At 45.3% G+C, this 25,524-nt stretch carries 22 protein-coding genes and 1 rRNA gene (1 of these 23 running past the window's edge); 10 read left to right on the forward strand and 13 right to left on the reverse strand.

Annotation, left to right across the window (positions count from 1 at the left end; genetic code table 11):
- Positions 1-108: 108 nt before the first annotated feature.
- From AADZ70_RS14880 to AADZ70_RS14890, 3 genes are all read right to left on the reverse strand, one after another.
- Entirely contained in the window at positions 109-2,112 is a 2,004-nt protein-coding gene (locus tag AADZ70_RS14880) for a molybdopterin-dependent oxidoreductase (RefSeq protein ID WP_342007284.1), read from the reverse strand.
- Between the two features lie 46 nt (positions 2,113-2,158).
- Entirely contained in the window at positions 2,159-2,365 is a 207-nt protein-coding gene (locus AADZ70_RS14885) for a DUF951 domain-containing protein (protein WP_004392973.1), read from the reverse strand.
- 85 nt (positions 2,366-2,450) lie between these two features.
- The gene (locus tag AADZ70_RS14890; protein WP_016937322.1) at positions 2,451-3,455 is read right to left on the reverse strand and encodes a membrane protein; all 1,005 of its coding nucleotides are present in this window, start codon (positions 3,453-3,455) and stop codon (positions 2,451-2,453) included.
- Positions 3,456-3,618: 163 nt separating this feature from the next.
- Between AADZ70_RS14890 and AADZ70_RS14895 the strand changes: the two genes are divergently transcribed.
- The gene (locus tag AADZ70_RS14895; protein WP_064778480.1) at positions 3,619-4,122 is read left to right on the forward strand and encodes a GNAT family N-acetyltransferase; all 504 of its coding nucleotides are present in this window, start codon (positions 3,619-3,621) and stop codon (positions 4,120-4,122) included.
- A 156-nt stretch (positions 4,123-4,278) separates the two neighbouring features.
- On the forward strand, positions 4,279-4,893 hold the full coding sequence (gene yyaC, locus AADZ70_RS14900) for a spore protease YyaC (protein ID WP_327814973.1): 615 nt from the start codon (positions 4,279-4,281) through the stop codon (positions 4,891-4,893).
- 29 nt (positions 4,894-4,922) lie between these two features.
- On the opposite strand, the gene AADZ70_RS14905 is transcribed toward yyaC, so the two are convergent.
- The 10 genes from AADZ70_RS14905 to rpmH all read right to left on the reverse strand — a co-directional run bounded on the left by AADZ70_RS14905 (position 4,923) and on the right by rpmH (position 14,289).
- Positions 4,923-5,774, reverse strand: coding sequence for a ParB/RepB/Spo0J family partition protein (locus AADZ70_RS14905; protein WP_016937319.1), 852 nt, complete (start codon positions 5,772-5,774; stop codon positions 4,923-4,925).
- Positions 5,767-6,528, reverse strand: a complete 762-nt coding sequence (gene soj, locus AADZ70_RS14910; protein WP_007409899.1) for a sporulation initiation inhibitor protein Soj — start codon at positions 6,526-6,528, stop codon at positions 5,767-5,769. The genes AADZ70_RS14905 and soj overlap by 8 nt, the downstream gene beginning before the upstream one ends.
- Before the next feature lie 297 nt (positions 6,529-6,825).
- Complete coding sequence (noc, locus tag AADZ70_RS14915) at positions 6,826-7,677, reverse strand: nucleoid occlusion protein (RefSeq protein WP_016937318.1); 852 nt, start codon at positions 7,675-7,677, stop codon at positions 6,826-6,828.
- Positions 7,678-7,798: 121 nt separating this feature from the next.
- On the reverse strand, positions 7,799-8,518 hold the full coding sequence (gene rsmG / locus AADZ70_RS14920; RefSeq protein ID WP_016937317.1) for a 16S rRNA (guanine(527)-N(7))-methyltransferase RsmG: 720 nt from the start codon (positions 8,516-8,518) through the stop codon (positions 7,799-7,801).
- A gap of 13 nt (positions 8,519-8,531) precedes the next feature.
- Positions 8,532-10,418 carry a tRNA uridine-5-carboxymethylaminomethyl(34) synthesis enzyme MnmG gene (gene mnmG / locus AADZ70_RS14925; protein ID WP_016937316.1) on the reverse strand — a complete coding sequence of 629 codons (1,887 nt, stop codon included), beginning with the start codon at positions 10,416-10,418 and terminating at the stop codon, positions 8,532-8,534.
- Positions 10,419-10,434: 16 nt separating this feature from the next.
- Entirely contained in the window at positions 10,435-11,814 is a 1,380-nt protein-coding gene (gene mnmE, locus AADZ70_RS14930) for a tRNA uridine-5-carboxymethylaminomethyl(34) synthesis GTPase MnmE (RefSeq protein ID WP_014419389.1), read from the reverse strand.
- Positions 11,815-12,102: 288 nt separating this feature from the next.
- Positions 12,103-12,744: an RNA-binding cell elongation regulator Jag/EloR gene (jag, locus tag AADZ70_RS14935; protein ID WP_045925729.1), complete on the reverse strand. Its 642-nt coding sequence runs from the start codon at positions 12,742-12,744 to the stop codon at positions 12,103-12,105.
- Positions 12,741-13,490, reverse strand: coding sequence for a YidC family membrane integrase SpoIIIJ (gene spoIIIJ, locus AADZ70_RS14940; protein WP_014471334.1), 750 nt, complete (start codon positions 13,488-13,490; stop codon positions 12,741-12,743). The genes jag and spoIIIJ overlap by 4 nt, the downstream gene beginning before the upstream one ends.
- 160 nt (positions 13,491-13,650) lie before the next feature.
- Entirely contained in the window at positions 13,651-14,001 is a 351-nt protein-coding gene (gene rnpA, locus AADZ70_RS14945; RefSeq protein WP_016937314.1) for a ribonuclease P protein component, read from the reverse strand.
- Between the two features lie 153 nt (positions 14,002-14,154).
- Positions 14,155-14,289, reverse strand: coding sequence for a 50S ribosomal protein L34 (rpmH, locus tag AADZ70_RS14950; RefSeq protein ID WP_003178075.1), 135 nt, complete (start codon positions 14,287-14,289; stop codon positions 14,155-14,157).
- A gap of 619 nt (positions 14,290-14,908) precedes the next feature.
- Here rpmH and dnaA point away from each other — a divergent pair.
- The 8 genes from dnaA to AADZ70_RS14990 form a co-directional block, all read left to right on the forward strand.
- Positions 14,909-16,249: a chromosomal replication initiator protein DnaA gene (gene dnaA / locus AADZ70_RS14955; RefSeq protein WP_016937312.1), complete on the forward strand. Its 1,341-nt coding sequence runs from the start codon at positions 14,909-14,911 to the stop codon at positions 16,247-16,249.
- Positions 16,250-16,433: 184 nt separating this feature from the next.
- Positions 16,434-17,570 carry a DNA polymerase III subunit beta gene (dnaN, locus tag AADZ70_RS14960; protein ID WP_021494589.1) on the forward strand — a complete coding sequence of 379 codons (1,137 nt, stop codon included), beginning with the start codon at positions 16,434-16,436 and terminating at the stop codon, positions 17,568-17,570.
- A gap of 135 nt (positions 17,571-17,705) precedes the next feature.
- Positions 17,706-17,921, forward strand: a complete 216-nt coding sequence (rlbA, locus tag AADZ70_RS14965) for a ribosome maturation protein RlbA (RefSeq protein WP_004392910.1) — start codon at positions 17,706-17,708, stop codon at positions 17,919-17,921.
- A 15-nt stretch (positions 17,922-17,936) separates the two neighbouring features.
- Complete coding sequence (gene recF / locus AADZ70_RS14970) at positions 17,937-19,049, forward strand: DNA replication/repair protein RecF (protein WP_007409910.1); 1,113 nt, start codon at positions 17,937-17,939, stop codon at positions 19,047-19,049.
- Positions 19,050-19,066: 17 nt separating this feature from the next.
- On the forward strand, positions 19,067-19,312 hold the full coding sequence (locus tag AADZ70_RS14975; protein ID WP_004392908.1) for an extracellular matrix/biofilm biosynthesis regulator RemA family protein: 246 nt from the start codon (positions 19,067-19,069) through the stop codon (positions 19,310-19,312).
- Between the two features lie 56 nt (positions 19,313-19,368).
- The gene (gene gyrB / locus AADZ70_RS14980; protein ID WP_029575274.1) at positions 19,369-21,285 is read left to right on the forward strand and encodes a DNA topoisomerase (ATP-hydrolyzing) subunit B; all 1,917 of its coding nucleotides are present in this window, start codon (positions 19,369-19,371) and stop codon (positions 21,283-21,285) included.
- Between the two features lie 216 nt (positions 21,286-21,501).
- Entirely contained in the window at positions 21,502-23,961 is a 2,460-nt protein-coding gene (gene gyrA, locus AADZ70_RS14985) for a DNA gyrase subunit A (RefSeq protein WP_016937309.1), read from the forward strand.
- 361 nt (positions 23,962-24,322) lie between these two features.
- Positions 24,323-25,524, forward strand: a 16S ribosomal RNA gene (locus AADZ70_RS14990); it runs 347 nt beyond the window's last position.

Raw genomic sequence — 25,524 nt, forward strand, 5'->3', positions numbered from 1 at the left:
CAAACCATCATCGTATTAAACGTATTGTAAACCTAGAGCAATTATAAGGAGGTTCATAGGAAAAGACAAGCTGAGAAAAAAGCATTTCCCGCCCTCTCTCTCCTTAGATTATCCTTTTTTAACCGCGACCAGACAGTCAAAAAGCGTACTTCCCATTCCATTATCGGAATTTGAATCTTTTGTAAGCATGTTGACCGAGCCTCCGAATGCCGACCACATGCCTTCATCTATATTCACCGTCTTCGGGTGAGCCTGCTTCATGATTTTCACCCTGCCGCGCAGACGTCCGCGGTCATTGTATACCTCTGCCGTATCTCCGTCCTGAAGAGAAAGCTCCTCGGCGATATCCGGCGACAGATCCACCTGAATCTGCTGAAGCTTTTCAATAAACGGCACGTGCTGTGAATGATTGGAGCGCTGCGGGTGAATGGACAGCAGCGTATACGGATATTTCCCGGCCAGCCCGGCGTCGTGATAAACGGATTCTTCCGGCACTTCCAATTGAGGGAGGCCGCTGTATCCTTTCTGTTCTGCCAATGACGAGACGAATTCAAACTTTCCGCTCGGGGTTAAAAATTGGAAATCATTCCACGGAACCTGTTTGACCGGAAGCGGCATATGGCCTTTTTCCTTTAATCGCTCAAGGGTGATTCCTTCTTTCTCCAAAGAAGAAAGCCCCATTTTCAAGAAATCTTCCGTACTGTAATCAAACAGCTCTCCGAATCCGAGACGCTTGGCGAGCTCCGTCCAGATCCAGCGGTCTGATTTCGCCTCTCCCTGCGGTTCCGCAAGCTTTCTGCCATACTGAACATAGTGATGGTACATGCTGGAGTAATAAATATCTTCTTCTTCAAAAACAACGGCCGTCGGCAGTACATAGTCACAGAGCTTCGCCGTATCGGTCATGACCGAATCAATGGCCACTGTGACCGGTGTTTTTTCAAACGCTTCCTTCACTTTTTTTGTATTCGGCACCTGTGTCAGCGGATTGCCGCACGTCACGATAATCATCTCAATCGGCGGGTCGGCTGCGTTCAGCGCCTCTTCGGCCTGTGTCATCATCGAAAACGTTCTCGTGTTTTTCTTCAGGTCAGGACGGGTGAGTTCGGTCTTTGCAAAGCTTTCACCGACTTGGACATTTCCAAAGTTGGCTCCGCCGCCTTTAATACCGACATTTCCGCTCGCTGCCGCTAAAGCGTCAATCCAGCGTATCGTCCCGCCGCCGTTTTTATATCTCTGCATCCCAAGACCCATAAAAGTAGAAGCGGGACCGTCAGCATATAGATCAGCAAGATATTCAAGCACTTCTAAAGACGTTTCGGTTTTCTCAATGATCTCATCCAAAGAAATCGTGTGCAGCAGCTTTTCTATTTCTTCAAAACCGATCGAATGCTTTTGAATGAAATCGGCATCCGTTCTGCCGGTTTGGCATAATATTTTCAAAACACCCGCCGCAAGCCAGCCATCCATTCCGGGTTTAACGGATATATACCGGTCGGCAAGCTTTGCAGTCGGGTTAAAAATAGGGTCAATGACCGTCAGTGTCGCTCCTTTTTTCTTCACCTGCTGCAAATGATGATAGAGGTGCATATTCGTCCGTGACACGTTTCTGCCCCATACGATCACATGCTTGCTGTGATAAATATCAAGCGGTCCATGCCCGTAAGAACGGCCGAAATCCCAGCGCTGCGCCTCAATTCCGGATCCCCAGCAAATGCTGCCCGCAATCTCTGTCACACCGCCGTATCCATTGAAAAAACGCTGGTCGAGCGCTTTCAAAAGACCGTTATTGGCGTAGTCATGACTGTGCAGCACAGCGGCAGTGCCCAGCGTTTCCTTAATCTCCGCCATTTTTTCCGCAATTTCATCTAACGCCTGCTCCCAGGAAATGCGGACAAATTCGCCGTCTTTCTTTTTTAAAGGAAAACGAAGCCGCTCCGGTGCATTCGTTTTTGTCTCCAGCATTCTGCCCCGGCCGCAAATTTTCCCTTCTGTGATGGGGTGATTCGGGTCTCCGTCTACTTTCGTCACCTTTCCATCCTCAACTGTCACCAAAAAGCCGCAGCTGTCCCAGCAATTCAGCGGACACGCTGACTGATGCACTTTGCTCATCTGGCCTCTTCCTCTCCTCTATATGAAAAAGCATGAGCGTCAGCCTTTATGATGTAGGCTCCTCATGCTTGACGAGTACTTTTTTCAGCTTTCTCTCAAAATCTCTTCTCGGAATCATGACACTGTGGGAACAACCCGTGCATTTGATCCGAATATCCATTCCCATCCGAATGATTTTCCATCTGTTTTCACCGCAAGGGTGCGGCTTCTTCATTTCAACAATATCATTCAGGCCAAAGTCTTTATCCGCCAAGACCCTTCACCTCTCTCCATAGACTGCTTTATTCATTGTACAAAAAAAGTCAGGATAAGAGCAACGGCCGCACTCAAAATGAGCATTATACTTTTTTCCATCTCCCTAATACAGGGTAAAGAAGAAGACATACCAGCAAATAAAGACTTAAGAGCCCGTAAATGGGATACAAAATGGCGATTAAATCTGAAAAGCCGATTGTCGTAAAGGGCACCATCACAGCTAAAAGAAGAAGAACGAGCGTCCATCTCGGCAATTTCACAAAAACAAGCATGCGGCTGGACAGCCCGAACAGACCGGTCACGGTTGTCGTATAAATGGCTAAAAAAAGCACGGCTGTCATACAAAGAAACAACGGATAAGGAGCACCTTCAAGTACGGCAAAGAGAGGAATCTCATAATGTGTGAGACTGCCTGAGAGCTGTACAAGCGTTTCATTGTAGACAAATGAAATCACACCGAAAATCAGCCCGCTGACAACACTGGCGATTTTCGCTTCCCCAAGTCCTTTCATATCCTTCCCGACAGAAGAAAGAACCGCCACAACAGAAAGGATGTTTAATGACGTAAAGGTAATGCTTGCCGGCCAATTATATTGACGGGTTAAATCTATCGTCCACGTATAGTGATGGGTTGTCTGAAAAAAGATCAATGCATATAACAGCCCCGCTACAAGAATCGGTATCAAAATGCTATTCAGAGATAATATTCCTTTTATATCCCAAAAGAATAAACAGATGGTCACAATGCAAAGAAGAAAAATACCGATCCAAAACGGCAGCTTGTACATTTGCAGCGTCACACCGCCGCCGGCAATCATGACCGTCGTCGTTGAAAATAAATAAAACATGATAAGAATATCATAGATTTTGGCAAGAGCCGGCCCCATCAAATGCTCAAGCACAGGTAAAAAGTGCGTTGATTGGACCTGATAGCTGATCTTCAGCACAATATAAGCCGAAATGGTGAACATGACTGTAAACAATACAATGGCCAGTCCGCTTTCAACACCGAAAAACTGCCATATTTCCTGCCCGCTTGCATACCCGGCTCCAATCTGGCTGCTTAATATGAGCAGCATCCACCTCATTCCGGCTCTCCACAACCTTATCACCTCATAAAATTTCTGATAATCTCCGCATATTGCTACTATATTGAGCGACAGCGGCAATCATTCATACAAACGGGACAAATATGGTACGATAAAGATGATTGACTACTCAGAAAATTCATTCGTGTAAGGAGCTCAAATCATGTACATCAGGCGTTTAAGCGCAAGTGACACCCAGCTTTACTCCAGCATCAGGCTCAAAGCATTAAAAGATCACCCGGACGCATTTGCGGTCAGCTATGATGAGGAGAAAGAATGGCCGCCCGAAAAATTCAAAGCCAGGCTTGAAGCCGACAATGCTATAGTGCTTGGCGCCATTGAGAATGGCAGTCTTATAGGCATCATTAAAATATCCAATCATCCGCTTTATAAACTAAGACACATTGCGGTTATCGGTTCTATGTATGTTTCTCCTAAACATCGAGGATCAGGCGCAGGAAAAGCCTTAATGACTGAAGCCATCAGCCAAGCAAAAAAGATGAAAGATACGGAACAGCTCCACCTCTCGGTTACTTCAACCAATGAACCTGCAAAAAAACTCTACGCTCAGTTAGGTTTTATCCTCTTCTCTACAGAAAAAAGAGCGCTGAAATTAGATCACCAACAATATGTCGATGTAGATCATATGGTCTTATACCTTTCATGAACTTGAAGAACAACAGCTTCAGGTTCATTTTTTTACCCGGCAGATTGATTATGACATAAGCATAAAAAAAGACAGTGCTGGATATACTGTAAACAACCATACATCACCACAAACATCAGTGTAATACTCGTATGACATGACAAGGAAGTGAACCCTATGAATCGAAAAGGCGGGCTTTTTTCTCAGGAACGGGCAAAACAATATGTTTCTCATACGGATTCCTCTGCCGCGAATCAAATACAAGCGATCCTTGCTTCATCTTTACGTAAAGCAGGCGGCAGACCGTTAGTCATCGTGTGTATCGGTACAGATCGATCAACCGGAGATTCATTAGGTCCGCTTGTGGGAACAAAGTTGGAAAACATGAAGTTAGGCAGATTACACGTTTACGGAACACTGTCAGACCCCGTTCACGCCGTAAATATGAAAGACAAACTGAAACATATTCAACATATACATAAAAATCCGTTTATTATAGCGGTTGACGCTTGTTTAGGCCGCGTTAAAAGCGTAGGGTCATTTCAAATCGGCGATGGACCGCTGAAGCCCGGAGCCGGTGTTCAAAAAGACCTTCCTGAGATAGGTGACGTTCATATTAATGGAATCGTCAATGTCAGCGGGTTTATGGAGTATTTTGTCCTGCAGAATACGAGGCTTCATCTTGTGATGAGCATGGCGAATGTTTTGGCAGAGGGATTACAGCTGACGGATAAATCAGAAGGACGGCAGGAACGTCTCAGTCCGTTTCATAAGCTGACAAGACGTATATAAAAAAACCATCTTTTATAAAAAGATGGTTTTTATGCTTCTCTTTCTGACAACAGTTCGAGGATACGTTCAAGGTCTTCATTTGAGAAAAACTCAATCTCAATTTTCCCTTTTTTCTTTTGTCTCTTAATATTGACTGTTGTTCCGAAGTAATTTTGCAAATATGATTCCCGCTCTTTTAACACCACATCTTGAACAGGTTCTTTTTTCTTTGTTTCACGTGGAACATTATTGTTTAACTGCTGAATGAGCTGTTCAAGCTGACGGACGTTCAGCTGTTCTTCAACCACTTTCTTCACCAGCGGTTCAAGCTTGTTTTTATTTTTCAAACCGAGCAAGGTCCTGCCGTGCCCCATGGATAACGTACCTTCTGCAATAAGGTTTTGGATGCTTTCAGGCAGTGTCAGCAGTCTCAAATGGTTGGCAATATGAGGTCTGCTTTTCCCGAGACGTTTAGCGAGCTGTTCCTGGGTAATATCCAAATGTTTCAGCAGTGAATCATATGCCAGAGCTTCTTCAAGCGGTGATAAATCTTCACGCTGAAGGTTCTCCAAAAGAGCGATTTCCCGCATCAGCGATTCAGATAACTCCCGCACGATAGCCGGCACTGTTTCTTTCCCGGCAAGCTTTGCAGCACGATAACGGCGTTCCCCGGCTACAATATCGTAGCCTTTAAGTGATTTTCTCACGATAATGGGCTGAAGAATGCCATGCTGAATGATGGATTCCTTCAGTTCAGCTAATGACTCATCATCAAATTGTTTTCTTGGCTGATAAGGATTGGGGCGCAAATCACTGATTTTAATCTCTTCCACTGTCTCTTCAGACAAATCAACTTGATTAAACAACGCATTAATCCCTTTTCCGAGCCCGCCTTTAGCCATTCGCTGCCACTTCCTTTGCTAAATCTAAATATACTTCCGCACCTCTCGAACGCGGATCGTATAATATGATCGGCTTGCCGTGACTCGGCGCCTCACTTAAACGGACATTACGAGGAATAATGGTTTGATACACCTTATCTCTAAAGTATTTCTTCACCTCTTCTATCACTTGAATGCCGAGATTCGTTCTGGCATCAAGCATCGTCAGAAGCACTCCTTCTATCATTAAGTCTGTATTTAAATGTTTTTGCACAAGCCGAACTGTATTTAATAATTGACTCAATCCTTCAAGAGCGTAGTATTCGCACTGAACCGGGATAACAACTGAATCTGATGCGGTAAGCGCATTAATCGTTAATAACCCGAGCGACGGAGGACAATCAATAATCATGTAGTCGTAATTTTGTTTCACTGATTCTAATGCTCTTTTCAGCCTTACCTCCCGTGAGATCGTCGGAACCAATTCGATTTCCGCTCCCGCAAGCTGGATCGTGGCTGGAATGACATCTAAGTTCTCTACTGAAGTCGGTTTAATAATATCTGTTACATCTGCGTCATCTACTAAAATGTCGTACACACAATGATCCACATCGGCTTTTTCAATCCCTAATCCGCTCGTTGCGTTGCCCTGCGGATCAATATCAACAAGAAGAACCCTTTTACCTATGTAAGCTAAGCAAGCCCCCAGATTAACAGAAGTCGTTGTTTTCCCGACTCCGCCTTTTTGGTTCGTAATTGCTATGATTTTTCCCACGATGTCACCTACCTTCACATGAACATGTACTGTCTTGTTTCTATCTTATCAAAAAAAGAGTAAAGCGTTTTATTTTTTTCATAATTTGTTTATCAGCAAGTGAAAAAAACGCAAACAAAAAAGACACTTTCTCTTATAAATTCTCCGATAAAGTGACTTTTTTGACTGTAAAAAGACAATTCGCGACACAAAAAGATAAATTTTTACATTTATAATACATAGTGCAGAATACATCTATTATTATCTCAAAATAGTTTTTTGGCTAAATAAAAACTCCCCTGCTGATCAGGAGAGTTTTTATTTAGGTATCCGAATGGTAAGCTGAATGTACTCTTCGAATTCTTCTTCCTCAGTATTCAGTCTGACGCCGCTGTCTTCCACCATGGACAGGGACTGGCGAATCGTATTCATCGCAATTCTTGTATCCCTGCTGAACGCTTTGCGTCTCGGCTTCGGTTTCTGCTTATTCTGTTCAAGCATTTTCACCACTCGGTCTTCCGTCTGCTTGACGTTTAAGCTTTTCTCGATGATTTCCGCAAGCAATGTGACCTGAAGCTCAGGCTGTTTGAGCGGGATCAGGGCTCTTGCATGGCGTTCCGTGATTTTTTTCTCCATAATCGCATCCTGGACGGGTTCAGGGAGCTTTAACAATCGGAGCTTGTTCGCAATCGTTGACTGGCCTTTTCCTAAGCGCTGCGCCAAGGCTTCCTGTGTTAAATCATGAAGTTCTAACAGCCTTGCGTACGCATGAGCTTCCTCAATGGAGGACAATTCTTCTCTCTGCAGGTTTTCAATCAAAGCGACAGAAGCTGTTTCCGTATCAGAGAAGTTCTTTATAATCGCAGGGATATTTTCCCATTCAAGCGTCTGTACCGCTCTCCAGCGCCTTTCACCCGCAATGAGCTCATATTGTCCTTCATCTTCTGTATGTCTGACAACAATCGGCTGAATGATGCCGTGTGTATGGATAGTCATTGCTAACTCTTTGATCTTTTCATCTGAGAAAATGGTGCGTGGCTGAAAACGGTTGGGAACGATAGCATGTACCGGTATTTCGAGTATCTCTTCTTTGTTTGTATCATGCTCTGCTATCTCCGGTTCCTCTTCCTTCTCACCAAACCCGAAGAAACGAGAGAATGAATGCTTCATGTACCTACACCACCTTTAAAAACTGCCATTTTTATAATTCTATTTTCTCATGGTTTTTCCTGCTGTATCTTCATCAATTTTGCAGAAAATATGATGGAATTGTCACATCAGGCTGTCTAAATTACCCTTCAATTGGCGATTTATTCGGAGTACCCGGTTTTCTCGGATATTTTTTCGGAGTGCTTTTCGTCTTGCGAATGATCATAATGTTCCGTTCACTTTCTTCGACGGGAAGTGTAAATGAATGAACTTGTTCAAGCTCTCCTCCCAATACTTTAATCGCCTTTTGCCCCGCTTTCAGCTCTTCATCAGCGGCTGCTGCTTTTAGTGCCGCAAATACGCCGTTTTTCTTGACAAGCGGCAGACAAAGCTCACTGAGGACTGACAGACGCGCCACCGCACGAGCGGTCACGAGATCAAAGCTTTCCCGGACGTCCTTCCGCTGTCCGAATGTCTCTGCCCTGTCATGGACAAATGTCGTATGCTCTAATTGTAAAGCATCAGAGAGAGTTTCCAAAAACGTAATCCGCTTATTCAGTGAATCGACGATGGTGACATGCAGATGCGGGAAGCAGATTTTGACGGGCAGGCTTGGAAAACCGGCACCGGCGCCAACGTCACAAAGGGTGGTGATCTTTTCAAAATCAATATAAAATGCCGCCGTAATCGAATCATAAAAATGCTTTAGATATACTTCCTTTTTCTCAGTGATGGACGTCAGATTCATTTTTTCGTTCCATTCCACGAGCATCTGGTAATACAACTCGAATTGCTCCAGCTGGCGGTCAGAAAGGGAAATCCCTTTCTCCGCTAAACTGGATGTAAATTCCTCTATATTCATGCCGTCATCCTTTCTATTCAGCTACCTTGGCAATACGGCCCTGCTCCAGGTAAACCAGCAGGATTGAAATGTCTGCCGGATTGACCCCGGAAATACGGGAGGCTTGAGCAACTGATAAAGGACGTACTTCTTTCAGCTTTTGACGGGCTTCAGTAGCAATTCCTTTAATGGCGTCATAATCAATCCGATCAGGGATTTTTTTGTTTTCCATCTTCTTCAGCTTCTCCACTTGCTGCAAGGATTTTTCGATATATCCTTCATATTTCACTTGGATTTCCACTTGTTCCGCCACATCTTGCGGAACCGGAGAATCAGCAGGCGCAAGTTTTGTCACTGTTTCATAGTTCATTTCCGGACGTTTCATTAAATCTGTGCCGCGCACTCCATCTTTCAGCTCGCTTCCGCCGAGTGAACGGATATATTCCTGATTCTCAGGAGACGGCTTGATAATAACAGACCAGAGACGTTTTTTCTCAGCCTCGATCGCCGCTTTTTTCTTTTCAAACGCTTCATAGCGCTCATCCGAAATTAAGCCGATCTCATGGCCGATTTCCGTCAGACGAAGATCCGCGTTGTCATGGCGGAGCAGCAGTCTGTATTCCGCCCGTGAAGTCAGCAGACGATACGGTTCATTGGTTCCTTTCGTTACCAAATCATCAATCAATACGCCGATATACGCATCGGAACGGCTGAGGATAACCTCTTCTTTTCCAAGCGCTTTGCGGCCTGCGTTAATTCCTGCCATAATTCCTTGCCCGGCTGCTTCCTCATAGCCTGATGTACCGTTAATTTGACCGGCCGTGTACAGGTTAGGGATTTTTTTCGTCTCCAGTGTAGGCCAAAGCTGCGTCGGTACGATCGCGTCATACTCAATCGCGTATCCGGCTCTCATCATCTGCACCTTTTCCAGTCCCGGAATGGTCGCCAGCATCCGCTGCTGAACGTCCTCAGGAAGGCTCGTGGATAAACCTTGAACGTATACTTCCTGCGTATTTCTGCCTTCCGGCTCAAGGAAAATCTGGTGACGCGGTTTATCATTAAAGCGAACGACTTTATCTTCAATGGAAGGGCAATATCTCGGTCCTGTTCCCTTAATCATACCGGAATACATTGGTGAACGATGCAGGTTGCTGTCAATGATCTCATGAGTCTCAGGACTCGTGTAAGTCAGCCAGCAAGGCAGCTGATCGGTAATGTATTCAACCGTTTCATATGAGAAAGCGCGCGGAACCGGATCTCCCGGCTGGATTTCTGTTTTGCTGTAATCAATGGAATCGCTTGAGACGCGAGGAGGCGTTCCCGTTTTAAAACGAACGAGATCAAAACCAAGCTCCTCTAAGTGCTCAGAAAGTTTAATAGACGGCTGCTGGTTATTCGGGCCGCTTGAGTAAGACAGATCTCCGAGAATGATCCGCCCTCTTAAATACGTTCCGGTTGTCAGCACGACCGATTTTGCCTTATATTCAGCACCGGTTTGCGTAATGACACCGCGGCACTCACCGTCTTCAATGATTAAACGCTCGGCAATCCCTTGAAGAAGTGTCAGATTCGGTGTTTTTTCCAGTGTATGCTTCATTTCATGCTGATATTGGAATTTATCCGCCTGCGCACGCAGCGCCCGTACGGCCGGACCTTTCCCTGTATTCAGCATTCTCATTTGAATATGAGTTTTATCTATATTTCTAGCCATTTCTCCGCCGAGCGCGTCAATTTCGCGGACGACAATCCCTTTTGCGGGGCCGCCGACAGACGGATTACATGGCATAAACGCAACCATATCAAGATTAATCGTCAAAACAAGCGTTTTAGCTCCCTGACGGGCGGATGCGAGGGCAGCCTCAACACCGGCATGCCCGGCGCCGATGACGATTACGTCGTATTGGCCTGCTTCATACCCCATGGTTTTTTCCTCCCTTTTATTTACCTAAACAAAATTGTGAAAAGAGCTGATCAATTAAGCTTTCGTGGACGGCATCACCGATGATTTCGCCCAGCAGCTCCCAGCACCTTGTCAGATCAATTTGCACCATATCAATCGGAACATCCTGTTCAATTCCGTTCAGCGCATCATCAATCGCTTGCTTTGCCTGATGCAGAATCGAGATATGACGGGTATTGCTGACATATGTGAGATCTCCGCTTTCGATCGCTCCTGTATAAAATAGCGACTGAATCGCTTCCTCTAAATCTTGTATGCCTTCTTCTTTCAGCAATGAGGTCGTGACGACAGGCCGGCCTTTCGCAAGCTCCTTGACGCGCTCAGCGTCAATCTTAGCCTCAAGATCCGTCTTATTCATAATGACTATGACGTCCATTCCCTCAACCGCTTCAAATAATTTCACATCTTCTTCAGAAAGCTCTTCGCTGTGGTTAAGCACAAGCAAAATGAGATCCGCTTCCTTCAGAACCTGGCGTGAGCGTTCTACACCGATTCTTTCGACGATGTCTTCGGTCTCACGGATTCCGGCGGTGTCGACAAGCCGGAGCGGCACGCCTCGGACATTGACATATTCCTCAATCACATCACGCGTCGTTCCCGGAATATCCGTTACGATCGCCTTCGTTTCATGGACAAGACTGTTAAGCAAAGAAGATTTCCCGACGTTCGGACGACCGATGATTACGGTAGACAATCCCTCGCGTAAAATTTTCCCCTGCTCAGACGTACGAAGCAGCGCTTCAATTTCTTTCTTCACGCCGCCCGCCTTCTCTACTAGAAGCTGATGCGTCATTTCTTCGACGTCATCATATTCCGGATAATCTATATTAACCTCAACATGGGCAAGTGTTTCTAACAATTCATCCCGAAGACGGCGGACTAGTGCGGAAAGCCGTCCTTCCATCTGGTTCATGGCGACATTCATGGCACGGTCCGTTTTGGCCCTGATCAGATCCATCACCGCTTCCGCCTGTGAAAGGTCAATCCGTCCGTTTAAAAATGCGCGCTTCGTAAACTCACCGGGTTCCGCCAGTCTCGCACCTTCTCTTAAAGCAAGCTGGAGCACCTGATTAACCGTCACAATTCCTCCGTGACAATTGATTTCAATGACATCTTCCCTTGTGAATGTTCTGGGCGCTCTTAAAACAGACACCATCACTTCCTCAATAATCCGTCCCGTCGTGCTGTCTGCGATATGCCCGTAATGAATGGTATGCGATTCTGCCGAACTGAGCGTTTTGCCTTTCGGACCCTTGTACATTTTGTCGGCAATTTTCACGGCTTCCGGCCCGCTCAGCCGAACGATCGCGATCGCGCCTTCACCCATCGGAGTTGAAATCGCTGCAATTGTATCCATGCTGTTCACCTCTCTTTATCTCTGTTTCCATCTATATAAAAAATTGATTTACGCCAAAATTAAAAGATAACATAGTTTGGTTTGAAGTGGAAGATACGTTATCCACAAAGACAGAAATTCATCCCTTATTACTTTAACTTATCCACATGTGAATAACAATTAATTTTATTTCCTAAAACCTTTTTTATCAACAGCATACACCGAAAAAGAAAAAACTTAAACGCAAAAAATGCGATTCTGCTTAGGAATAGAGCCATTTTCGCCAATAAAAAAACCGAAGTTCCGATTTTATCCGGACTTCGGTTTTCTGCTATCTTTATGGGAAATAACGAGATGGCGGTACCGGCCTTCACCGGTAGAAAAAGTTTTGATATTTGGGTGTCTCGACAGAGCGTCATGGATGATTTTTCTTTCGCCTGACGGCATCGGTTCTAAATGCACATCTTTTTTTGTTTTCGACACCTGCTTGGCCAGCCTGTTTGCCAGCTGATCCAGAATTTCTCTTCTTTTCAGACGATAATTTTCAGCGTCGACAACGGCGTGGCGATACTGGCCGGAGCCGCGGTTCAAAACAAGCTGCGTCAATGTTTCCAGAGCATTGAGTGTTTGTCCTCTTTTGCCAATAAGCAGCGCTGCTTTTTCACCTTTAATATGAAAACAAACTGTTTTTTTGTTTTCTTCCGTGACAATCTCAGAAGGCCCCGCAATGGAATTGATGATTTCTTCCAGATACGCTTTCGCTTCCTGAACAGGATTTTTTTTCTCTTCCAGTTCTACGATCGCATTCTTTTTTCCGAAAATACCCAAAAATCCTTTAGATTCTTCCTGCACCACCGTTATTTCTACTTGATCTTCCGTCAGTTGAAGTTCCTGAAGGCCTGATTGAACTGCTTCTTTGACATTCCGTCCCGCAGCAGTCACCTTCTTCACTTTTTCTTTCCTCCCGCTTTCTGCGTTTCCGGATCGTGTTTAATGTCAGGCCCTTTAATAAGGAATGTCTGAGCAATCATAAACAGGTTTCCGACTACCCAATAAAGAGAAAGCGCACTCGGGAAGTTGATCGCAAATACGATGATCATGATCGGCATAATCCATACCATCATTGCCATTTGAGGATTCTGAGATGGATTTCCGGCCATCATCAGCTTCTGTTGGACAAAAGTGGCCACACCGGCAACGATAGGAAGAATATAGTAAGGATCTTTCTCTCCTAAATCAAACCATAAAAAGCTGTGCTGTGAAATGGCTTGCGTACGCATAATCGCGTGGTAGAATCCGATCAAAATCGGCATTTGAATCAGGATCGGAAAACATCCCGCCAGAGGGTTTACCCCGTGCTTTGAAAACAGGGCCATTGTTTCCTGCTGAAGCTTCTGCTGTGTTTTTTGATCTTTTGAGCTGTATTTTTCTCTAAGCTTCTGCATTTCCGGCTGAAGCGCCTGCATCGCTTTTGAGCTTCGAAGCTGCTTGATCATCAGCGGCAGAATCAGCAGACGGATTAAAATCGTAACGATGATGATCGATAAACCATAGTTATCGCCCGTCAGTTTCGCTACGTACGTAATGACTTCTGACAATGGGTACACAACATATTTGTCCCAGAAATGCGGGCTATTCGCCGTAATCGGCTCTTTTACACTCGAGCATCCGGCCAGCAGGACGAGCATACCGACCATACTCAATAGTAACCATATTCTCCTTTTCAAGAACGTTTCCTCCTATACCATTCTTTATAAACCTTGTATGTATTTTAGCATCTTTCAGTTTTAAATGGCGGTCATTTTTCGCCAAACAAAAGGAAGCGCTTTTAAAAACGTGAAGAAAACAAAATATGAGCTATTTTGACGAAGATTTCTTATATAAAGAGGTTTTTCTGAATAAGTGCTGCAGACTTTTTTTTGTTTCTTCAAAACTGAGGTCGGCGGCGGGTTTTCTGGCGATAATAATAAAATCTTTCGGCTTGAGCAGCTCTTTTTCCTCCTGAACCGCCTGTCTGATTAACCGCTTCACCCGGTTGCGCACGACGGCGTTGCCGATTTTTTTACTGACAGAAAGCCCTACCCGGAGCTCTTCCTGCTGCGGCTGATCAAGCGTATACAGCACGAACTGGCGGTTTGCCATAGACGTTCCGCGTTTAAACACTTTTTGAAAATCTTCATTTTTCTTTAACCGATTTCGCTTCTTCACTTTGATTCACTCCGATATTCACTCGCAGAAACTTTTATTACTATCTAAAAAAAACGGGCCGCCGGAATACTGAAGAAAATTTCTCCAGTACCGGGCGACGCATGATCTCTTTTCTCTTAATGTGAAAAAAGACCACTGACATTATTCAGTGGCCTAAGCTGATAATACTTTTCTGCCTTTGCGGCGACGGCGTGCTAATACTAGACGACCGTTTTTTGAACTCATACGGCTTCTGAAGCCATGAACTTTACTGCGTTTACGGTTATTCGGTTGGAATGTTCTTTTCATTTATGACACCTCCCTCGAGGAATAGCTGTTAAAGACAGTCTTACTTATTATATTTGTGCTGCCTATTCATTGTCAACTTCAGCAGTGCTTTTATTTCTTACAACCATAATAGGATAACATACCTTAACCAGATTAGAAACCTTAATTTTCATATTCCTTTTTTTAACGCAAAAACGCCGCGCGCCCTCCGGAAAAAATGGTATGTGGATAATTTTTCGGCCTTTTTTTAATATCCACAACCGTTATCGACAACATTTTCACATTGCTAACCCCTGTGGACAAAGATTTTTCAACAAGTTGTCAGGTTTGTGGATAAGATTACGAGAACCATTGCAAGTCCTCGCTTAATTTGATATTATATTTGTGTTTTAACTCTTAATTACTTATTCACTCCGTTCTCTTTATCCACAAAGTGTGGATAAGTTGTGGATTGTTTTCACACAGCTTGTGTAGATTGTTGTCCACAACTTGTGGAATTTGTCGAAAAGCTATTTTTCTACTATACTATATGTTTTCAACATTTCGTGTGTACGAATGGTCAGAGCCATATGCTCTTTTTTTGTGTTCTATAACAGGGGAAGAGCGCTGATTTTAAAGAAAAGGAGGGCTGTGCCGGATAATGGAGAATATATTAGATCTTTGGAATCAAGCTTTAGCTCAGATAGAGAAAAAGTTAAGCAAACCGAGCTTCGAAACTTGGATGAAGTCGACGAAAGCCCATTCGCTGCAAGGAGATACCTTAACCATCACCGCTCCCAATGAATTTGCCAGAGACTGGCTGGAGTCCAGGTACTTACATCTCATTGCAGATACCATATATGAATTGACCGGGGAAGAATTGAGCGTCAAATTTGTCATTCCTCAAAATCAGGATGCGGAAGACTTTTTGCCGAAACCGCAAGTGAAAAAAGCGGCAAAAGAGGAACCGTCTGATTTTCCCCAAAGCATGCTCAACCCGAAATATACATTCGACACATTTGTCATCGGATCGGGAAACCGATTCGCCCATGCAGCATCACTGGCTGTAGCGGAAGCACCCGCTAAAGCGTACAACCCTTTATTTATTTACGGGGGAGTCGGTTTAGGAAAAACCCACTTAATGCACGCAATCGGCCATTATGTCATTGATCATAATCCTTCAGCCAAAGTGGTGTACCTGTCTTCTGAAAAATTCACAAATGAATTCATCAACTCAATCCGCGACAATAAAGCCGTTGATTTTCGCAACCGCTACCGGAATGTTGATGTACTTTTGATAGATGATATTCAATTTTTAGCCGGAAAAGAACAAACACAGGAAGAGTTTTTCCATACATTCAATACGCTTCATGAAGAAAGCAAACAAATCGTGATTTCCAGCGACAGACCGCCGAAAGAAATTCCGACCCTTGAAGACCGTCTGCGTTCGCGGTTCGAATGGGGATTGATTACGGATATCACGCCGCCTGATCTGGAAACGCGGATTGCCATCCTGAGAAAGAAAGCGAAGGCGGAAGGCCTTGATATTCCGAACGAGGTCATGCTTTACATCGCGAATCAGATTGACAGCAACATCCGTGAACTGGAAGGGGCATTAATCCGGGTTGTTGCCTATTCATCTTTAATCAATAAAGACATTAATGCGGACCTGGCTGCAGAGGCATTGAAAGATATTATTCCTTCCGCAAAGCCTAAGGTCATCACGATAAAAGAGATTCAGCGGATTGTCGGACAGCAGTTCAACATTAAGCTTGAAGATTTCAAAGCGAAAAAGCGTACGAAATCGGTTGCGTTCCCAAGGCAGATTGCCATGTATCTTTCCAGAGAAATGACAGACTCTTCTTTGCCTAAAATCGGGGAAGAATTTGGCGGAAGAGACCATACAACCGTCATTCATGCTCATGAAAAGATTTCAAAACTGCTGATTGATGACGAGCAGCTTCAGCAGCAGGTAAAAGAAATAAAAGAACAGCTTAAATAAAAGAGCCCTCGGATGAATCGGGGAAAGTGTGAATAACTTTTCGCTAGCCATGCACAGTCTGTCCACATGTGGATAGGCTGTGTTTCCTGTCTTTTTCACAACTTATCCACAAATCCACAGGCCCTACTATTACTACTGCTATTTTTAAAATATATTAATTATATTATCCGTTAGGAGGATAAACATGAAATTTACGATTCAAAAAGATCGTTTAGTTGAAAGTGTACAAGACGTTCTAAAAGCCGTTTCATCCAGAACCACAATTCCCATTCTCACCGGTATTAAGATCGTAGCCTCAGATGAAGGAGTATCTTTTACGGGAAGCGATTCTGATATTTCAATCGAGTCATTCATTCCGAAAGAAGAAGATGACAAAGAAATCGTGACGATTGATCAGCCTGGTAGTATCGTGCTGCAAGCGCGTTTCTTCAGCGAAATCGTTAAAAAACTGCCGATGGCGACGGTTGAAATCGAAGTTCAAAATCAATATTTAACAATTATCCGTTCCGGAAAAGCGGAATTTAATTTGAACGGTCTTGATGCAGATGAATATCCGCATCTTCCGCAAATCGAAGAGCACCATGCCATTCAGATTCCGACGGATCTTTTGAAAAACTTAATCCGTCAAACCGTGTTTGCTGTGTCCGCCTCAGAAACACGCCCTATCTTGACAGGTGTAAACTGGAAAGTGGAAAACGGTGAATTATTATGCACTGCCACGGATAGCCATCGGCTCGCTTTAAGAAAGGCAAAGCTTGATATTCCGGAAGACAGCTCTTACAACGTCGTCATCCCTGGAAAAAGTTTAACCGAGCTGAGCAAAATTCTTGATGACAATCAAGAGCTGGTGGATATCGTCATTACAGAAACCCAAGTTCTGTTTAAAGCGAAAAACGTCTTGTTCTTCTCAAGGCTGCTTGACGGAAACTATCCGGATACGACCAGCTTGATTCCGCAGGAAAGCAAAACGGAAATCGTCGTGAACACAAAAGAATTTTTACAAGCGATAGACCGTGCTTCTTTATTGGCGAGAGAAGGCCGCAACAACGTTGTAAAGCTTTCTGCCAAACCGGCGGACTCGCTTGAAATTTCATCAAATTCTCCTGAAATCGGGAAAGTGGTCGAAGCTGTGCTCGCTGACCGGATTGACGGTGAGGAATTAAATATTTCATTCAGTCCAAAATATATGATGGACGCACTGAAAGTACTTGAAGGAGCGGACATCCGTATCAGCTTTACGGGAGCGATGAGACCGTTTCTTATCCGTACGCCGAATGATGAAACCATCGTTCAGCTCATCCTTCCGGTCCGAACGTATTAATCAAACAGAATGTGCTGCCGGCTTAGTTCGGCAGCTTTTCTGTTCATCAGCCTGCTCCCTCAAGTTTTCCCTTTCCTTATTTCAGGATTTTTTAGTACAATTAGATATTAGTGATATTTGAAAGAGGTCGATATTATGGCAAATCCGATTTCGATTGACACAGAAATGATTACGCTTGGCCAGTTTTTAAAATTAGCCGATGTGATTCAGTCCGGCGGTATGGCGAAATGGTTTCTGAGCGAGCATGAGGTGACAGTCAACAATGAACCTGACAATCGCCGCGGCAGAAAGCTTTATGTTGGAGACGTGGTCGCGATTGAAGGATTTGGTTCATTTCAAGTCGTCAATTAAAGCGGGTGACAGCGGTTGTATATCCAAAATTTAGAATTAACATCCTACCGTAATTATGAGCGCGCTGAGCTTCAATTCGAAAACAAGGTGAATGTGATCATCGGAGAGAACGCCCAAGGCAAAACCAATCTGATGGAAGCCATCTATGTCCTTTCGATGGCAAAATCACACCGCACCTCAAATGATAAAGAACTTATACGGTGGGACGAAGACTATGCTAAAATAGAAGGAAGAGTGATGAAGCGCAACGGGGACATCCCGATGCAGTTAGTCATCTCCAAAAAAGGTAAAAAGGGCAAGGTCAATCACATAGAACAGCAAAAACTCAGTCAGTATGTCGGAGCGCTGAACACCATTATGTTTGCCCCGGAGGACTTAAATCTCGTCAAAGGCAGCCCGCAGGTCAGGAGGAGATTTCTTGATATGGAGATCGGGCAGGTTTCTGCTGTTTATCTGTATGATTTATCTCTTTATCAAAAAATCCTTTCCCAGCGGAATCATTTTCTGAAACAGCTGCAAAGCCGGAAACAGACTGACCGGACTATGCTTGACGTTCTCACTGATCAGCTGATTGAGGCAGCCGCAAAAGTTGTCGCCAAACGTCTGCAGTTTACGGCGCAGCTTGAAAAATGGGCGCAGCCGATCCATTCGGGCATTTCCCGGGGGCTTGAGGAACTGACGCTTAAGTATCACACGGCGCTTGATGTATCAGATCCTAAAGATTTGTCGAAAATAGGTAACAGCTACCAGGAGTCTTTTTCGAAATTAAAAGAAAAAGAAATAGAACGGGGCGTCACCTTATTCGGACCGCATCGGGATGATGTCCTTTTTTATGTGAACGGACGCGATGTGCAGACTTACGGTTCGCAGGGACAGCAGCGTACGACGGCTTTGTCTTTGAAACTGGCCGAAATAGATTTGATTCATGAAGAAATCGGAGAATATCCCATTTTACTTTTGGATGATGTACTAAGCGAGCTGGATGATTACCGCCAGTCCCATTTGCTTCATACAATCCAAGGCCGTGTGCAGACATTTGTCACCACGACGAGCGTGGATGGCATTGACCACGATACCTTACATCAAGCAGGAATGTTCCGTGTGGAAAACGGTACGTTAGTGAAGTGAAGAAATGAGGTGAGCGATTGTATATTCATTTAGGTGACGACTTTGTCGTTTCAACACGCGATATCGTCGGCATTTTTGACTGCAAGGTCAATGTATCGCCGATTGTTGAAGAATTTCTGGACAGACAGAAAGAAAAAGTAGTGCCGTCCGTAAACGGCACGCCAAAGTCTATCGTAGTCACGACTGAGAATATATATTACTCTCCCTTATCTTCCGGCACACTGAAGAAACGTGCGCAATTTATGTTAGAAATAGATTCTTAGCGGATCTTTACAATGAATATATCGTTTAAGAAAAGTGTAGGTGAATGTGCATGGCTATGGAACAGCAGCAAAATAGTTATGATGAGAATCAGATACAGGTATTAGAAGGTTTGGAAGCTGTTCGAAAGAGACCGGGGATGTACATCGGATCAACTAACAGCAAAGGCCTTCACCATTTGGTATGGGAAATCGTCGACAACAGTATTGACGAAGCCCTGGCCGGTTATTGTACAGATATTAACATTGTGATTGAGAAAGATAACAGCATTACTGTTACAGACAACGGGCGCGGAATTCCGGTCGGTATCCAAGAGAAGATGGGCCGCCCTGCGGTTGAAGTCATCATGACCGTTCTTCACGCCGGCGGTAAATTTGACGGAAGCGGATATAAAGTATCCGGCGGTCTTCACGGTGTAGGGGCGTCTGTCGTAAACGCCTTGTCGACCACTCTTGATGTTACGGTTCATCGTGACGGGAAAATCCATTATCAGGCGTATGAACGCGGTGTTCCGGCGGCTGATCTTGAAGTGATCGGTGACACTGACAAGACCGGGACGATTACGCACTTCGTTCCCGATCCGGAAATTTTCAAAGAAACAACTGTATATGACTATGATCTGCTTTCAAACCGTGTCCGCGAATTGGCCTTCCTGACAAAAGGCGTAAACATCACGATTGAAGACAAACGTGAAGGACAAGAACGGAAAAACGAGTACCACTACGAAGGCGGAATCAAGAGCTACGTTGAGTACTTAAACCGTTCCAAAGAAGTCGTGCACGAAGAGCCGATTTATATCGAAGGCGAGAAAGACGGCATCACGGTTGAAGTTGCATTGCAATACAACGACAGCTATACAAGCAATATTTATTCTTTCGCGAATAATATCAACACATACGAAGGCGGCACGCACGAGGCCGGATTTAAAACCGGTCTGACCCGTGTCATAAACGACTATGCAAGAAGAAAAGGGATTTTCAAAGAAAATGATCCGAATTTAAGCGGGGATGATGTGAGAGAAGGGCTGACTGCCATTATTTCAATTAAGCACCCTGATCCGCAATTTGAAGGGCAGACGAAAACGAAGCTCGGCAACTCTGAAGCAAGAACGATCACTGATACGCTGTTTTCTGCTGCGCTGGAAACATTCCTTCTTGAAAATCCGGATTCAGCCCGCAAAATCGTTGAAAAAGGCTTAATGGCCGCAAGAGCGCGGATGGCGGCGAAAAAAGCGCGGGAATTGACCCGCCGCAAAAGCGCGCTTGAGATTTCCAATCTGCCGGGCAAACTGGCGGACTGTTCTTCTAAAGATCCGAGCATTTCCGAGCTCTATATCGTAGAGGGTGACTCTGCGGGCGGATCAGCGAAACAGGGACGGGACCGCCATTTCCAAGCCATTCTGCCGCTGCGCGGTAAGATTCTGAACGTTGAGAAAGCCAGACTTGATAAGATTCTCTCAAATAACGAGGTCAGATCAATGATTACGGCTCTCGGCACGGGTATCGGAGAAGATTTTAATCTTGAAAAAGCGCGTTATCATAAAGTAGTCATCATGACGGATGCCGATGTCGACGGCGCCCACATCAGAACGCTTTTATTAACGTTCTTCTACAGATACATGCGGGAAATCATCGAAAACGGCTATGTCTACATTGCCCAGCCGCCGCTTTATAAAGTGCAGCAGGGAAAACGGGTGGAATACGCTTATAACGATAAGCAGCTTGATGAGCTTTTAAAAGAGCTTCCGCAATCGCCTAAGCCCGGCCTCCAGCGTTATAAAGGTCTCGGAGAAATGAACGCGACTCAGCTTTGGGAAACGACAATGGATCCGGCGACCAGAACGCTTCTGCAAGTCAATCTTGAAGATGCGATGGATGCTGATGAGACGTTCGAAATGCTGATGGGCGACAAAGTAGAACCGCGCAGAAACTTCATAGAAGCAAACGCCAGATATGTGAAAAACCTTGATATTTAACCATGAAAGCCTTATTTTCGTTAAGAAATAAGGCTTTTTTCTCAAAGCGGCTTCAAGCAGCCTCTGAAAACCCGCAAAACCCGTATATTCTGCTAAATTAATGTGTATAAACACAAGTTTATTGATATAATGGAGAATAGTGAAATCGTATTGAAGATCATAATGGACAATCTACTCCCACATTATTTCATGTGATACTTCAGGGAGGTTTTTTTAATGAGTGAACAAAACACACCACAAGTACGTGAAGTCAATATCAGCCAGGAAATGCGGACATCCTTCCTGGACTATGCAATGAGCGTTATCGTATCCCGGGCGCTTCCGGATGTGCGTGACGGTCTGAAGCCGGTTCACAGACGGATTTTGTACGCAATGAATGATTTAGGCATGACCAGTGACAAACCATATAAAAAATCTGCCCGTATCGTCGGCGAAGTTATCGGTAAGTACCACCCGCACGGTGATTCAGCGGTTTACGAATCAATGGTCAGAATGGCGCAGGATTTTAACTACCGCTACATGCTTGTTGACGGACACGGCAACTTCGGTTCAGTTGACGGCGACTCTGCGGCTGCGATGCGTTACACAGAAGCGAGAATGTCAAAAATCGCAATGGAAATTCTGCGTGACATTACGAAAGACACGATTGACTATCAAGACAACTATGACGGTTCAGAAAGAGAACCTGCCGTCATGCCTTCGAGATTTCCGAATCTGCTCGTAAACGGAGCTGCCGGTATTGCGGTCGGAATGGCGACAAACATTCCCCCGCATCAGCTTGGAGAAGTCATTGAAGGCGTGCTTGCCGTAAGTGAGAATCCTGAGATCACAATCCAAGAGCTGATGGAATATATTCCGGGCCCGGATTTTCCGACGGCCGGTCAGATTTTAGGCCGGAGCGGCATCCGCAAGGCATATGAATCCGGACGGGGATCAATCACGATCCGGGCTAAGGCTGAAATCGAAGAGACATCCTCGGGAAAAGAAAGAATTATTGTCACGGAACTTCCTTATCAGGTCAACAAAGCGAGATTAATTGAAAAAATCGCAGATCTCGTCCGGGACAAAAAAATCGAAGGAATCACCGATCTACGTGACGAATCCGACCGTAACGGAATGAGAGTCGTCATCGAGATCCGCCGTGACGCCAATGCTCACGTCATTCTGAATAACCTGTACAAACAAACGGCCCTGCAGACGTCTTTTGGAATCAACCTGCTGGCGCTCGTTGACGGACAGCCGAAGGTATTAAACCTGAAAGAATGTCTGGAGCATTATCTTGATCACCAAAAGGTCGTGATCCGCCGCAGAACGGCTTACGAACTTCGCAAAGCGGAGGCGAGAGCTCACATTCTGGAAGGGTTAAGAATCGCTCTCGATCATTTAGACGCGGTGATTTCTCTTATCCGTAGTTCCCAGACGGCTGAAATTGCGAGAACGGGTTTAATCGAACAATTTTCACTGACTGAAAAACAGGCGCAAGCCATTCTGGACATGCGTCTTCAGCGATTAACCGGTCTGGAGCGCGAAAAGATCGAAGAGGAATATCAATCACTTGTTGCGCTTATCGCCGAGCTGAAAGATATTTTAGCCAATGAAGAAAGAGTGCTCGAGATCATCCGTGAAGAACTCAATGAAATCAAAGAGCGGTTCAATGATGAGAGACGCACTGAAATCGTTACGTCCGGTCTTGAAACAATTGAAGATGAAGATCTCATCGAGAGAGAAAACATCGTCATCACGCTGACTCATAACGGCTATGTTAAACGCCTCCCAGCGTCCACATACCGCAGTCAAAAACGGGGCGGAAAAGGCGTGCAGGGAATGGGAACGAATGAAGATGACTTTGTGGAACACTTAATTTCTACATCGACGCACGATACGATTCTGTTCTTCTCTAATAAAGGGAAGGTATATCGTTCAAAAGGATATGAAATTCCTGAATACGGCCGTACCGCAAAAGGCATTCCGATTATTAACCTCCTGGAGGTTGAAAAAGGCGAATGGATTAATGCCATTATTCCGGTCAGCACATTTGATGAGGAGCTTTACCTCTTCTTCACGACCAAACAAGGGGTGTCGAAACGTACGGCACTGTCCCAGTTTGCGAATATACGGAATAACGGACTGATCGCTTTAGGTCTTCGGGAAGACGATGAACTGATGGCCGTCCGTCTGACTGACGGCAAGAAACAAATCATCATCGGAACGAAGAACGGCTTGCTGATCCGTTTCCCTGAAGAAGATGTAAGACAAATGGGGCGCACCGCTGCAGGTGTCAAAGGCATCACGCTGACAGATGATGATGTCGTGGTAGGCATGGAGATTCTTGAAGAAGACTCCCATGTTCTCATAGTGACAGAAAACGGCTACGGCAAACGTACCCCGGCCTCAGAATACAGAGTCCAAAGCCGGGGCGGAAAAGGCCTTAAAACATGTAAAATCACTGACAGCAACGGTCCGCTAGTAACAGTAAAAGCTACAAGAGGCGAAGAAGACTTAATGATTATTACGGCAAGCGGCGTGTTAATCAGAATGGATATTAACGATATCTCCACTACGGGACGTGTAACACAAGGCGTCCGTCTGATCCGCATGTCCGATGAAGAGCACGTGGCCACTGTGGCACTAGTGGAAAAGAATGAAGAAGAGCCGGAAGAAATGGAAGAAGAATAGATGAAAAAGCGCAGCTGTAACAGGCTGCGCTTTTTCTATATAAAGAAACGAAAAAAGCTTTGACACACAGCGATGATGCTGATATAATTCTTTATGTTGTCTTTTTAAAACAAAGACAGTCTGCTAAAAATGTTTTTTTTAAAAAGTATTGACCTATCAAACTGAAAATGTTATGATTAAGAGGTCGCTTCAAGAGAAGCAAAAAAGTTCTTTGAAAACTAAACAAGACAAAACGTACCTGTTAATTCAAAGTTTTAAATAAATCGCACAGCGATGTGCGTAGTCAGTCAAACTAAGGTCTGCACGATGCAGATCACACAGACGTTACTGCAGGATGCAGTGAACTTAGTCTGTGATCCATTTATCGGAGAGTTTGATCCTGGCTCAGGACGAACGCTGGCGGCGTGCCTAATACATGCAAGTCGAGCGGACAGATGGGAGCTTGCTCCCTGATGTTAGCGGCGGACGGGTGAGTAACACGTGGGTAACCTGCCTGTAAGACTGGGATAACTCCGGGAAACCGGGGCTAATACCGGATGCTTGTTTGAACCGCATGGTTCAGACATAAAAGGTGGCTTCGGCTACCACTTACAGATGGACCCGCGGCGCATTAGCTAGTTGGTGAGGTAACGGCTCACCAAGGCGACGATGCGTAGCCGACCTGAGAGGGTGATCGGCCACACTGGGACTGAGACACGGCCCAGACTCCTACGGGAGGCAGCAGTAGGGAATCTTCCGCAATGGACGAAAGTCTGACGGAGCAACGCCGCGTGAGTGATGAAGGTTTTCGGATCGTAAAGCTCTGTTGTTAGGGAAGAACAAGTGCCGTTCAAATAGGGCGGCACCTTGACGGTACCTAACCAGAAAGCCACGGCTAACTACGTGCCAGCAGCCGCGGTAATACGTAGGTGGCAAGCGTTGTCCGGAATTATTGGGCGTAAAGGGCTCGCAGGCGGTTTCTTAAGTCTGATGTGAAAGCCCCCGGCTCAACCGGGAGGGTCATTGGAAACTGGGGAACTTGAGTGCAGAAGAGGAGAGTGGAATTCCACGTGTAGCGGTGAAATGCGTAGAGATGTGGAGGAACACCAGTGGCGAAGGCGACTCTCTGGTCTGTAACTGACGCTGAGGAGCGAAAGCGTGGGGAGCGAACAGGATTAGATACCCTGGTAGTCCACGCCGTAAACGATGAGTGCTAAGTGTTAGGGGGTTTCCGCCCCTTAGTGCTGCAGCTAACGCATTAAGCACTCCGCCTGGGGAGTACGGTCGCAAGACTGAAACTCAAAGGAATTGACGGGGGCCCGCACAAGCGGTGGAGCATGTGGTTTAATTCGAAGCAACGCGAAGAACCTTACCAGGTCTTGACATCCTCTGACAATCCTAGAGATAGGACGTCCCCTTCGGGGGCAGAGTGACAGGTGGTGCATGGTTGTCGTCAGCTCGTGTCGTGAGATGTTGGGTTAAGTCCCGCAACGAGCGCAACCCTTGATCTTAGTTGCCAGCATTCAGTTGGGCACTCTAAGGTGACTGCCGGTGACAAACCGGAGGAAGGTGGGGATGACGTCA

Origin of the sequence: Bacillus sp. YBsi01 (assembly GCF_038406745.1) — a bacterium.
In the GTDB taxonomy this organism is placed as follows: Bacteria; Bacillota; Bacilli; order Bacillales; family Bacillaceae; genus Bacillus; species Bacillus siamensis.